Source organism: Anaerobacillus sp. ABD4_527 (assembly GCF_056160805.1).
Genome location: NZ_JBSWXZ010000001.1, coordinates 161,691 through 174,685, shown reverse-complemented (window position 1 = coordinate 174,685; position 12,995 = coordinate 161,691). Strand labels below are relative to the sequence as shown.

Sequence of the window (12,995 nt, the reverse complement as noted above, 5' to 3'; positions counted from 1 at the left end):
TTTTACGCCTCCATCATTAAGAGTTGTGGATCGTTCAACAGACGTTTGATGTGGTTAAGTGCCAATTGAGCAGTAACACCATCAATCAATCTGTGGTCGTAACTGATTGATAGAGCAAGTACTGGAGCTGCAACGATTTCACCATCGATCACAACTGGCTTCTCTTCAATACGACCGATTCCAAGAATAGCAGCGTCAGGGTTGTTGATAATTGGCGTGAACCATTGTCCACCAGCAGAACCCAAGTTAGAAATTGTGCACGTGCTACCTTTCATATCATCCCCTGATAGTTTACCATCACGAGCTTTTTTAGCCAACTCATTAATTTCCGCAGAAACATTAAGAAGTGGTTTGCGATCTGCATCTTTCACGACAGGAACAACGAGTCCAGCGTCTGTATTTGCAGCGATTCCGATGTTGTAGTAATGCTTGTGTACGATTTCATCAGTAGAATCATCGATCGAAGCATTTAGCATTGGGAACTCGCGAAGAGCAGAAACAAGTGCTTTTACAACGTATGGAAGATACGTTAATTTAACATCTTTGTCTGCAGCGTACTGCTTAAACTTCTTACGGTGAGCTACAAGGTCGCTAACAACGACTTCGTCCATATGCGTTACGTGAGGAGCAGTGTGCTTCGAGTTAACCATCGCTTTAGCGATCGCTTTACGCATACCTTTCATCTTCTCACGAGTTTCAGGCTGAGCTGATGCTGCAGGTGCAGAAGTTGTTGTAGCTGCTGCCTCTTGCTCTTGACCCTTCGCTTCTGTTGTTTCTTCTTGCGCTTCAGGAGCTGCAGCTTCTTGACCGCCGCCACTTAGGTGGTTGTCGATATCCTCTTTAAGAACGCGGCCGTTCTTACCAGAACCAGATACTTTAGAAATCTTAACACCGTTTTCGCGAGCATACTTACGAACAGCTGGCATCGCGATTACGCGTTTAGTAGGGTCAGCGTCTTCTTCTTCAGAAGGAGTTGATTTTGTTTCAGAACTTTCATTTTTAGGAGCTTCTTCTTTCGGCTCTTCTTTTTCTTCCGCTTTAGGCTCTTCAGCAGCTTCTTCTTCTTCTGAACCATCGTCATAGCCTTCAGCATCGAAAGTGATGACAACGTCTCCAACGACTACTGTCGCTCCTTCTTCAGCGTGTACGTCTTTCACTGTGCCGTCTACAGGAGAAGGAATTTCAACAACAGCCTTGTCATTTTGTACTTCTGCAAGGATGTCGTCTTCTTTAACTTCGTCACCTTTTTTAACGAACCACTTTACGATTTCACCTTCATGGATACCTTCACCGATATCCGGCATTTTGAATTCATATGCCACAGGACTTCGCCTCCTATTTGTAAAAAATTTGCTTATATAAGGTGTGAAGCGAAGTGCGAATGCACTTCACTTCATTGTTTTCTATTAAAGTTAACTTAAATTAGAAGTTAACGACTTGTTTTGCTTTTTCAATGATATCAGAGTGATCTGGAAGCCATACATCCTCTGCGGCAGAGAACGCAAACACTGTATCAGGTGCTGTAACACGTAGTACAGGAGCTTCTAGGCTAAGGATTGCGCGGTCGTTAATTTCAGCAACGACGCTTGCAGCGATACCAGCTTGTTTTTGAGCTTCTTGTACAACGATCGCACGGTTTGTCTTCTCTACAGAAGCGATAATCGTGTCGATGTCTAGCGGGCTAACTGTACGAAGGTCGATTACTTCAGCGTTGATGCCTTCTTTTTCAAGCTCTTCTGCAGCTTTAAGAGAAGCCTGTACCATCGCACCGTACGTTACGATCGTGATATCAGAACCTTCACGCTTCACATCAGCCTTACCAATTTCAATCGTATATTCTTCCTCAGGTACTTCTTGACGGAAAGAACGATACAATTTCATATGCTCAAGGAAAATAACCGGATCGTTATCACGGATCGCAGAAATAAGAAGTCCTTTTGCATCGTAGGGGTTTGAAGGGATAACAACTTTAAGACCAGGCTGTTGAGCCATTAGTCCTTCAAGGCTATCTGCGTGAAGTTCAGGTGTCTTAACTCCGCCACCAAATGGAGAACGAACTGTGATCGGAGCATGGAACGAACCACCAGAACGGTAGCGTAGACGAGCCATTTGCCCAGAAATTGCATCCATTACTTCGTAAACGAAACCGAAGAATTGAATTTCTGGTACAGGTCTGAAGCCAGTAAGTGCAAGTCCGATCGACATACCGCCAATACCTGATTCTGCTAGTGGAGTATCGAATACACGATCCTCACCAAATTCTTTTTGAAGTCCTTCTGTCGCACGGAATACGCCGCCGTTTTGACCTACGTCTTCACCAAATACGAGTACGTTTTCGTCATTCTTTAATTCGATACGCATCGCATCAGTGATTGCTTGAATCATTGTCATTTGCGCCATAGCTTACTTCGACTCCTTTGCACTATATTCTTCATATTGCTCGCGAAGGTTATGAGGAAGCTCTTCGTACATGATTTCAATAAGATCTGTTACTTTTTGCTTCGGAGTTTTATCTGCTTGCTTGATGGCAGCTTTGATTTCTTCCTTCGCTTTCTCAACAACTTCATTTTCTTTCTCTTCGTTCCATAGATCTTTGCTTTCTAGATACTTACGGAAACGCACGATTGGGTCTTTCTTTTCCCACTCGCTATCAAGATCTTCTGAACGGTAACGAGTTGGATCATCACCAGCCATTGTATGTGGACCATAACGGTACGTCATCGTCTCGATAAGAGTTGGACCTTCACCATTGATTGCACGCTCACGAGCGTCAGTTACTGCTTTGTAGACAGCTAGAACGTCCATTCCATCTACCTGAACGCCATGAATTCCAACACCGACAGCTTTCTGAGCAATCGTCTTCGCAGCAGATTGCTTTTCAACTGGTACTGAAATTGCAAAGCGGTTGTTTTGAACAACAAAGATAGCAGGAGCGCCATAAGCACCAGCAAAGTTCATACCTTCATAGAAGTCACCTTGAGACGCACCGCCGTCACCTGTGTAAGTGATCGCTACGTTTTTCTTACCTTTTTTCTTAAGTCCAAGTGCAACACCAGCAGTCTGAGTGATTTGAGCTCCAATAATGATTTGCGGGCTCAGCATGTTCAGACCATCAGCCTGGTTTCCTACAAAGTGTCCACGAGAGAATAAGAATGCTTTATATAGAGGAAGTCCGTGCCAAATTAGCTGTGGAACATCACGGTATCCTGGAAGAATCCAGTCCTCTTTATCAAGTGCAAATTGGCTTCCAAGCTGAGAAGCTTCTTGTCCTGCAGTTGGTGCGTAGAATCCTAGACGTCCTTGACGGTTCAAAGAAATTGAACGCTGATCAAGAATACGTGTATAAACCATGCGGCGCATAAGTTCTTGAAGCTGCTCATCAGTTAGTTCTGGCATAGCCTCTTCATTAATGATCTCGCCGTTTTCATTTAAGATCTGGAACATTTCGAATTGGCCTTCAATGTTTTCGAGGGTTTTTGTCCCCATACCTTTCACCTCATCCTTTCATTCATAAAGAGATAAATTATTTAATTGCAAATGCAATTGTGAGTGGGTCGTTCAGTTTTCAGACATATCTAGCATGTCCATTTAGCCTTTATTAAATGACAGTTTGTCTCGATAAAATTTGTGCCACTAAAGACAACACTCAATTTCATACCCTTATTTCTTGAGAAATAATCCCTAGTACTATGTACTACTGCGTTTCGTGAGCTGTATCAGTAAAAATAAGGGAGTGTTTCTCTTCATGAGTAAGTTCGTTTTTCAGTTTACAATACAGTATCTATATAGTCAATTATTAGGTTTCAAAAATAAGCTTTCTCTCCTATATGAAAACCTGTTATAACTATGATTTTGAAACTGTATCAATACAAGGAGTTTTTATTAACTAATATATCCAAATGAAAAACCGCTCAAATATTTGAGCGGTTTAGTATTATTCTCCATAATTTACATTTAAATCTGCAGCTTTATAAAAAGCTTTCTTTGCTTCATTAAACTCTGTTGTATACGTATTAAACTTTTCTTTCTGTTCAGAGACTTTCGCGTATTGATCATTCACGCTTTTGATTTGCTCTTGAAGTTGCTCTAGCGTAAGTTCTTTATCTTGCAACATACTATAAAGCTTTTTATCTAATTCAATCGCTGCTTTGTATTCTTTATAAAGCGTTTGGTACGCTTCGTAGCGCTTATCCATCTTTTCGATGAGGGTTTTTGCGCTTTCTTGAACACTTTCATCTTCTAAGTCTTCACTTAATTCTTTCGTGTTCTCGAATTCTTCGTAAGCCTTATCGATACTTTCTTTCTCGTTGTTTAAGTATTCTAGTCTCTTTTCAGTCAGCGCTTCAGCTTCTTCTGAAAGAGATTTGATCTTATCGAACTCATCCATGCTAAGTGCAACGATTTCATCATAAAGCCCTTGCTCCTTTTTCTCGGCCTTAGCTAATGGTTCTTGCTGTTCTCTAAATTGATCTTCTAACGCTACTGCTTCTTCTAAATGGTTATACATCTTTTCCTCTGTACTCTCACCGAACTGACATCCAACAAGGATGAGAAAACAGAAAAAAAGAGAAATAATTCCTACTCGGTTCACTCTTGACAACAATAGTCCCCCCACATCTCCAATTAATACCAATGATTTCATATCTTTGATTACTATACCATATTCTATCAGGCAATAGAACAGTCGTTTTATCACAAATTTAAACTGAAGAAATTATTAGTCATTCCGTAAACGTTACGATTTATTTTATCGTATTGAGTGGTGTGCTAAACTGATAGTTAGATGATCTAGGTACCCATAAGTAAGTGACTTCAATATACTTATAACGTGAGAGTCCGTGAAGATAGGAGTGAACACATTTATGTTAACAATGAAAGATGTACGTAGAGAGGGAGATCCGATCCTTACACAAGTAGCAAAAGAAATCGAAATCCCCGCTAATGAAGAAGAAAAACAAACGCTTCAAGATATGCTTCAATTTTTAATCAATAGCCAGGATCCAGAAACAGCTTTAGAATATGAGCTTCGATCAGGGATCGGGATTGCCGCACCTCAAATAGGGATTAGCAAAAGGATGTTCGCCATCCATGTTACAGATCATAGAGGAACGTTATACAGCTACGGAATTATGAATCCTAAGATCATCAGTCATTCTGTAGAAAAAACATATTTAGAAGGCGGAGAAGGATGCCTTTCCGTTGACCGGGATATTCCGGGCGCTGTACCTCGCTATGCGAGGATAACCCTAAAAGGGATCGATCAAGAAGGCAACCCGCTTAAATTACGACTCAAGGGGCTCCCAGCCATCGTCGCGCAACACGAAATTGATCACCTTGATGGGATCATGTTTTACGATCGAATAAATGAAGAAGAAGCAAAGGAACTGTCACCACTTCGATAAAAAAAGGAATCGCGCAAGTGCGCGATTCCTTTTTTATTACCTTTTTACAAAAGTCCTGCTTTTATCAAGCCATTTCGGATTCCATCTTCATCTACAGGGTCCGTCACGAAGTCAGCAGCTTCTTTCGCTTCTTGATAACCATTACCCATCGCAATACCGGTTCCTGCGAATTTGAGCATCTCGATATCATTCAAAGCATCTCCGAAAGCAAATGTGTTTTCACGCTTAAACCCTAAGTGTGAAATCATCGCTTCGATTCCTCTAGCTTTTGAACCTCCAGGAGGAATAACGTCCATCGAAAAATCATGCCAGCGAATAAAATCAAAATTACCGTACGTTTCGCGATAGTTCGCTTCTTCTTCACTTTGACAGAAAAGGAGAGCTTGATAAATATCACGATCGTGGTAATACGTAGGATTAAAGCCTGGGTAATGCATTTTTAAATCGTCCATACTTTTCATAATATGAGGATGCTTGTCGTGATTACTCATCATCGCTTCATGGTCTAGAAATACCATAGGATGACCGTTTTCTTTTGCTACTTCCTCAAGTGAAAGGATTTCTTCCCTACTAAGCGGATTTGTTTGAACGATGTCTTCTTTGTGTTTTACATACTGCCCATTAAAGCTGATAAACGAATCGATTGCTAATTCTTCTCTAAGATCTGCAAACATAAACGGTGCTCTTCCTGTCGCAATCGCCACCGTTACACCCTTCTCTGTCAGTTCTTTTAACGCCGCTCTCGTAGAAGCTGGAACTTTTTTATCATGATCTAACAATGTACCATCTATATCGAAGAAAACAATCTTATCATTCATCATTTCTCTCACCTATCCTTTATGCCGACTTTTTTAAAAGTCTTCTCTCTGTTTTTGTAGTACGCCCTGATAAATAGACGCCTGTAAAGATAAACAATAGTCCAACGACCATCGTTACTGTCACCGCCTCATCAAGGTAAGCACTACCCCAGAACAAAGCAGTTACAGGAACCAAGTATGTCACTAGTGTCGCATACTCTGCGCTCCCCTTTTGAATCATATAAAAGAAGAGAAGATATGCGATGCCAGATCCAAACACCCCTAGTCCTATTAGCGATATAAGGATATCACGTTCCATGATTGGCGTAAATAATTGTACATCTCCCGTAGCGAACATCATAATCAATCCCCCTACTGTACCAACCGATAGCGTCATGATCGCCATAATATCCACGGGAACATCCGACAAGTTTTTCTTAGTAAACTGAGATGCAAAGCCATAGCAAGCCGTTGCAATGAGCATCGGTACGACTCCTACCCAATCTTCTTTAAAAAAAGACCCTAGATTGAATTCGATAAGAAATAAAATACCGATAAATCCGATAATAACCCCTGACCACTGTCTCAGCTTGAGAACTCTCGAAAAGAACAATGCACCTAGAATCCCAGTAAATAAAGGGGTCGTAGCGTTTAATGCTGCTGCTAAACTGCTAGAGATGCGTTCCTCACTGAATGCGATCAACCCCCATGGTATCAGTGCGTTCAACAAACCGACCAAAATTAAGCTTCCCCATGGGAGTCGTTTAAATAAGAAGCTAACCCGCCCTTTAACAATGAGATAGATGATGATCGCTACTGCACCGAACAAACATCTATAAAAGACGACGCCCATCGGTCCAACCACCGGAACGAGTATTTTGATAAACATAAATGACATTCCCCAGATCAAGCTAAGTGATAACAGGGCGAGTAACAGCCTCATGGATTCCCCTCCTCATGCATTTCGTATCATTCTATCTTACATGAACGGAGTCTTCTTGTCTCTCGATTCATTTCCAACTGTTACCTAACTATTTTTTTGACTGTTAACGAATAATAACAACACTAAAACAATAGGAAAGGAATGGATCAGATGTATACGAAAATGAAACGAAAAATCAAAAAATCATTAAAAACCTTCTTTTTCCCTCACTCTCCGACAGTACAAGAATAAGAATTTTTCCTTACATGGCGGGGTAAATCTCTAATTTTATGATGGAAAATCTATTTGAAACATGAAAAAGAAACCAATTTCCTATATAATAAACGGAGATGCACACAAATTGTCTTGGTTAAGGAGAGATTTAGAATGATCTATAAGGTTTACTATCAAGAAACAAAAAAGGAGGTTCCTGTAAGAGAGCGAACAAAGAGCCTGTACGTTGAGGCTAATTCTGAACGGGAAGTTCGCTATAAATTAAAGGAACGAAACTATAATATCGAATTCATTCAAACAGTAGAAGATGAATTTCTAGAATTCGAGCAAAAATCAGAGCACTTTGAATTGGAGAATGTATAAACTATGAAATTTGTTAAAAATCATCAAACAGCCGTTTTTGCACTCGGTGGACTAGGAGAAATCGGCAAAAACATGTACGGTATTCAGTTCCAGGATGAAATCATCCTGGTCGATGCAGGGGTTAAGTTCCCTGAAGAAGAGTTACTAGGAATCGATTACGTGATTCCAGATTATTCTTATCTTGTGAAAAACCAAGATAAGATTAAAGGACTTTTCATCACACATGGTCACGAAGACCATATCGGTGGTATTCCATACTTACTGCGTGAGATTAACGTCCCAATCTTTGGAGGCAAGCTTGCGCTAGGATTCATCCGAAACAAACTTGAAGAACACGGTCTTCTAAGAGGAGCGTCTCTTAACGAAATTACAGAAGATGACATCATCAAGTTTAGAAAAACATCTGTTGCGTTCTTTAGAACAACGCACAGTATTCCAGATTCCTTTGGAGTAGTCGTTAAAACACCACCTGGAAACATCGTTCATACAGGTGACTTCAAGTTTGACTTCACTCCAGTAGGTGAACCAGCTAACCTTACTAAGATGGCCGAGATCGGTAAAGAAGGCGTATTAGCACTTCTGTCTGACTCAACAAACAGTGAGGTTCCTGGCTTTACAATGTCTGAGAGTCGCGTCGGTGAGACGATTCAAGACATTTTTAGAAAAGTAGATGGCCGCGTTATTTTCGCAACGTTCGCATCAAACATCCACCGTCTTCAGCAAGTTGTTGAAGCTGCGGTTGAAAACGGACGTAAGGTCGCAGTATTTGGACGTAGTATGGAAGCAAACATTACGATCGGACAAGAACTCGGATACATTCGCGCGCCGAAAGATACGTTCATCGATGCGCATCAAATCAACAGACTTCCTGAAAATCAAGTAACGATTCTTTGTACAGGAAGTCAAGGTGAGCCAATGGCTGCGCTATCTCGTATCGCTAACGGTACGCATCGTCAAATCCAAATCATCCCTGGTGATACAGTTGTATTCTCCTCTTCGCCGATCCCTGGAAACCAGGTAAGCGTTTCGAGAATTATTAACCAGCTGTCTCGCGCAGGAGCTGAAGTCATCCATCACAAACTAAGTGATATTCATACTTCTGGACATGGTGGACAAGATGAGCAGAAATTGATGCTTCGCTTGATCAAGCCAAAATTCTTTATGCCGATCCACGGTGAATATAGAATGCTTAAGATGCATACGAAGCTTGCTCAGGACTGTGGCATTCCACAAGACCACTCATTCATCATGGACAATGGTGAAGTGCTTGCTCTTAGCGAAAATGAAGCATCGATCAGCGGTAAGATTCCATCAGGTTCTGTATATGTTGATGGAAAAGGAATCGGAGATATCGGTAACATCGTTCTTCGTGACCGTAAGATCTTATCTGAGGAAGGACTCGTTATCGTTGTTGTCAGCATCAACATGAAGGAATTCAAGATTCTTTCTGGCCCGGACATCATCTCTCGCGGCTTCGTATACATGAGAGAATCTGGTGACCTAATCAACGATGCACAAGATCTTCTATCGAAGCATCTTAATGGCGTTATGGAGAAACGTACGAGTCAGTGGTCTGAGATCAAGAATGAAATCACTGATACGCTTGCACCATTCCTTTACGAGAAAACAAAGCGTCGTCCAATGATCCTACCGATCATCATGGAGATCTAACTATACGATTAAAGACCGCCTGTCACTGCGATAGGCGGTCTTTTCTTTTTATAAGAAGCCATCATCATTAAGACATTGTGGTACAGATACAAGTCAATGAACACTCGTAAGCCAAGCTGTATTCGCTACATTCAAATTAAGGTGAAACAGCATATTCACAGTGATTGGAGCGTAAGGATGCTCGACTCCTGCGGGATGAGCGGGACAGGTGTGACCCCACAGGCGCGAGTTCCAGCGCCGAGGAGGCACACCGCCCGCCCCGCGGAAAGCGAGCATCCTGGAGCGGAAATCTCTCCCAACTACAATAAACAATTAGCTCACTACACACTAAAAAACCGCCCGTCGCAATGACAGGCGGCTTTTTTGATTAATCTCTATTAAGTAGCTGGCGCTCTAGACGGTTGATGTCTTGATCTGAGCCGATCACGATCAGAATATCGCCTTTGTAAATCTTTTGATCCGCTTGAGGAGAAACGATAATGTCATCTCCATTCTTGATCGCAACGATATTGGCACCGTACTTTGCTCGGATATCGAGCTCAATAATCGTTTTATTATCCATTCTTGAGTTTGCGATAAGTTCAACGATACTATGTTCATCTGAAAGCTCTAAATAGTCGAGAACACTATTTGAGATAATATTATGAGCAATCCTCATCCCCATATCTCTCTCTGGGTGAACGATCTTATCAGCACCGATCTTGTTCAGAACTTTTTCATGGTAATCATTTTGAGCTTTCACCGTAATATTACTTACCCCTAGTTCTTTCAAGATCAACGTTGTAAGGATACTTGATTGAATATTATCTCCGATCGCGACAATAACGTGATCAAAATTTCGTATACCTAGATTTTTTAATACGCTCTCATCCGTTGAATCTGCAATGACAGCGTGCGTTGCAACGGAGGAAAATTCATTTACTTTGTCTTCATCCATATCGATTGCGAGAACTTCCATTCCCTGTTGACTCAATGATTTGCATATACTACCGCCAAAACGGCCTAGTCCAATAACCGCAAATTGTTTTTTCAACGTACACTCCTCCTACTTATCTCGGAAAGAAACGTGACAGCGATCCGCTGCCACGTTGTTAACTCTATCCTATCACGTTGTACCACCGTGTCAATATGATCTCTTTACGACTTATTTCCTTTTACATACTCGGCATCAAAGAGGAATAGTCGCATTAATAAGATTAGAGAAGGAACGAGTAAGCATAGACCTGCTACGAACGCTATAACTAGGTATACACCCATCGTTTCATTCGTGTAGCCAGAGTAAATCGTAACGTAGTCGTATAAAATCCACGGGAGATGTGACACCCCGTAGCCAAAGAAGGCAAAAAAGAATTGCAGCATAACAAAGAGAAAGGCTGTTCCATAGCGTTTCTTATGAAAGATCAAGTATGTTGCAACTAAGAAGCAAAACAGAGATGCAATAAACATCCATGCATAGTCGAGCGTGCTCGCAAAATGCTCAGGGTTATGCTGCTGAAGCGCTACGAAGACGAGTATACTAGCTAAAATGGTTGGCGCGCTCCAAAAGAGAGCATATTTCCTTAGTAGCTCTAGAGCAGGCGTATCATTCGCTCTGCTTGCATAGAACGTAAGAAACGCTGCACTAATGAACAACACAGAAACAATCGCAAGTAACACGACAGACCAAGAATAAAAACTTGTAAAAAGTTCACCAGCGAGAAACGTAACGTTGCCATCCACTTCTTCTATGAAACCACCTTCAGACAAAGTGAGCGCTGTTGAAAGCGAGGCAGGAATCAATAACCCTGTCACACCATACAAAAAGGTATATACTCTACTCTTTTTAGCACCGTAGTTCCCAAACGCATAAAACGATCCTCTGATTGCTATGAGAATGATCGCAATGCTTCCAGGCACAAGCAGTGCTGTTCCGAAGTAATAAGCAGTGTCTGGGAAGAAACCGATCAGGCCTACAAAAAAGAATACGAAAAACACATTTGTAACTTCCCAAACCGGAGATAAATACCGACTGATGATACGGTTGATGATATGATCTCGGCCGGTTAGCTCACCGTAGTATGCAAAGAAACCTGCACCAAAATCGATTGAAGCAGTGATTAAATAACCATATAGAAAAACCCATAGCACCGTAATCCCAATAACCTGAATATCCAATTTGACACCCCCCTATCTAGATTTTGCGATTTCTTCTAGCTCATTTTCTGCTGGATTTGAATGGAACATCTTTCTGAGAACGATGACACAAAGCGTCCCGAGGACGATGTACAGCAATAAGAACAAGATAAGCATCAAGCCTACGTGATCAGACGTTGTTGCAGCGTGACCTGTTCGAAGAATGTCCCAAAGGATCCAAGGCTGACGTCCCACTTCTGAGAAAATCCATCCAAATTCAATAGCAAGCATCGAAAGTGGTCCTGCAAGGACAATAAGCCTTAGCAACAACCTATTACCTGGATTTAATCGTTTAATCCTAAGTGCGAGCATATAGAAGAATGTCAGAGCTGCTAAGAACATTCCGATCCCTACCATGCCATCAAACAGGTAATGGATAAACAGTGGCGGAATTTCATCTTCCGGTACTTGATCTAAGCCCATCACTTCAGCACTCGGATTACCATGTGCAAGGATACTTAAGAAGTTAGGTAATACAATACCGTATTTTACTTCTTCATTCTCTTCGTCTAAAATACCTCCAACAATTAAGTCTGCATTTCCTTTCGTTTCAAAATGCCACTCTACAGCTGCTAGTTTTTCAGGTTGGTATTCTGCAAGAAACTTCCCTGCGAAATCTCCTACCATTGCCGTTCCAATCGCAAAAATAAATCCTGCTGTCATCGTCAGTTTCAACGCTTTTTTGTAATACGTACCAGTCTTGCCCCTAAGCATCATAAATGCTGTGATCGCGGCGAGTACGATAGCCGATGTAAGGTATGCGGACATCACGACATGACCTACCTTAGTTGGCGTCGCAGGATTAAACATCGCAGCAAGCGGTTCAATATCAGTCAATACACCATCGACCATCGTAAAGCCTTGTGGAGCGTTCATAAACGCATTTACCGTAGAGATAAACACTGCCGACATGGTTGAACCGATTACGACTGGTATTGAAATTAACCAGTGATAGATTGGCTTTTTAAATCGATCCCATGTATATAAATAGATTCCTAGAAAGATTGCTTCAAAGAAAAACGCAAACGTTTCTAAGAATAAAGGCAAACTGATTACCTGACCGGCAAGCTGCATAAAGTTTGGCCAGAGTAAAGAAAGCTGTAAGCCAATCGCCGTTCCTGTCACAACCCCTACTGCTACCGTTACAACAAACCCTCTTGACCAGCGCCTTGCTAATAACGTGTAGTAAGGGTCATTGCGCTTAATCCCAATCCATTCTGCTATACTAATAAGCAAAGGCACACCAACACCGAGAGTTGCAAAGATTATATGAAACCCTAGTGTAAGGCTCGTTAAAAGCCTGCTGAGCATCGCCGAATCCATTTCCACCTACTTCATCCCCTTTTAAATCAACTCAAAGTCTCCTAAACAATCTTCCCTTATCAACTTGAACAAAAACTAACAAACATGTGAAGCTTTCTACAAATCTATTAT

Annotated in this window: 12 protein-coding genes; 3 read left to right on the top strand and 9 right to left on the bottom strand. The window is 41.5% G+C overall.

Translation table 11 applies throughout. The features are described from left to right. Window positions 1–2: 2 nt before the first annotated feature. The 4 genes from ACXAHI_RS00915 to ACXAHI_RS00900 form a co-directional block, all read right to left on the bottom strand. Window positions 3–1,322, bottom strand: coding sequence for a dihydrolipoamide acetyltransferase family protein (locus ACXAHI_RS00915; RefSeq protein WP_474845250.1), 1,320 nt, complete (start codon window positions 1,320–1,322; stop codon window positions 3–5). 100 nt (window positions 1,323–1,422) lie between these two features. Continuing rightward, window positions 1,423–2,400: an alpha-ketoacid dehydrogenase subunit beta gene (locus ACXAHI_RS00910; RefSeq protein ID WP_474845248.1), complete on the bottom strand. Its 978-nt coding sequence runs from the start codon at window positions 2,398–2,400 to the stop codon at window positions 1,423–1,425. 3 nt (window positions 2,401–2,403) lie between these two features. After that, window positions 2,404–3,486: a pyruvate dehydrogenase (acetyl-transferring) E1 component subunit alpha gene (gene pdhA, locus ACXAHI_RS00905; protein ID WP_270181716.1), complete on the bottom strand. Its 1,083-nt coding sequence runs from the start codon at window positions 3,484–3,486 to the stop codon at window positions 2,404–2,406. Between the two features lie 448 nt (window positions 3,487–3,934). Beyond that, window positions 3,935–4,591: a YkyA family protein gene (locus ACXAHI_RS00900; protein ID WP_474848037.1), complete on the bottom strand. Its 657-nt coding sequence runs from the start codon at window positions 4,589–4,591 to the stop codon at window positions 3,935–3,937. A gap of 271 nt (window positions 4,592–4,862) precedes the next feature. Between ACXAHI_RS00900 and def the strand changes: the two genes are divergently transcribed. Then, window positions 4,863–5,402, top strand: coding sequence for a peptide deformylase (gene def, locus ACXAHI_RS00895; RefSeq protein ID WP_474845246.1), 540 nt, complete (start codon window positions 4,863–4,865; stop codon window positions 5,400–5,402). A 44-nt stretch (window positions 5,403–5,446) separates the two neighbouring features. Here the strand turns inward: def and ACXAHI_RS00890 are convergent, their stop codons facing one another. Together ACXAHI_RS00890 and ACXAHI_RS00885 are read right to left on the bottom strand one after the other, a co-directional pair. Further along, window positions 5,447–6,220 carry a Cof-type HAD-IIB family hydrolase gene (locus tag ACXAHI_RS00890; protein ID WP_474845244.1) on the bottom strand — a complete coding sequence of 258 codons (774 nt, stop codon included), beginning with the start codon at window positions 6,218–6,220 and terminating at the stop codon, window positions 5,447–5,449. Window positions 6,221–6,239: 19 nt separating this feature from the next. After that, on the bottom strand, window positions 6,240–7,142 hold the full coding sequence (locus tag ACXAHI_RS00885; RefSeq protein ID WP_474845242.1) for a DMT family transporter: 903 nt from the start codon (window positions 7,140–7,142) through the stop codon (window positions 6,240–6,242). A 366-nt stretch (window positions 7,143–7,508) separates the two neighbouring features. On the opposite strand from ACXAHI_RS00885, the gene ACXAHI_RS00880 reads away from it, so the two are divergent. Beyond that, the gene (locus tag ACXAHI_RS00880; protein ID WP_224881676.1) at window positions 7,509–7,718 is read left to right on the top strand and encodes a DNA-dependent RNA polymerase subunit epsilon; all 210 of its coding nucleotides are present in this window, start codon (window positions 7,509–7,511) and stop codon (window positions 7,716–7,718) included. Window positions 7,719–7,721: 3 nt separating this feature from the next. Beyond that, window positions 7,722–9,389 (top strand): ribonuclease J1, encoded by a 1,668-nt coding sequence (gene rnjA / locus ACXAHI_RS00875; RefSeq protein ID WP_270181712.1) that lies wholly within the window; start codon window positions 7,722–7,724, stop codon window positions 9,387–9,389. A 367-nt stretch (window positions 9,390–9,756) separates the two neighbouring features. Here the strand turns inward: rnjA and ACXAHI_RS00870 are convergent, their stop codons facing one another. The 3 genes from ACXAHI_RS00870 to ACXAHI_RS00860 form a co-directional block, all read right to left on the bottom strand. Beyond that, window positions 9,757–10,422, bottom strand: a complete 666-nt coding sequence (locus tag ACXAHI_RS00870; protein WP_224881665.1) for a potassium channel family protein — start codon at window positions 10,420–10,422, stop codon at window positions 9,757–9,759. Window positions 10,423–10,526: 104 nt separating this feature from the next. Beyond that, window positions 10,527–11,543: a cytochrome d ubiquinol oxidase subunit II gene (locus ACXAHI_RS00865; protein ID WP_474845240.1), complete on the bottom strand. Its 1,017-nt coding sequence runs from the start codon at window positions 11,541–11,543 to the stop codon at window positions 10,527–10,529. 12 nt (window positions 11,544–11,555) lie between these two features. Then, on the bottom strand, window positions 11,556–12,890 hold the full coding sequence (locus ACXAHI_RS00860) for a cytochrome ubiquinol oxidase subunit I (protein ID WP_474845238.1): 1,335 nt from the start codon (window positions 12,888–12,890) through the stop codon (window positions 11,556–11,558). Window positions 12,891–12,995 lie beyond the last annotated feature (105 nt).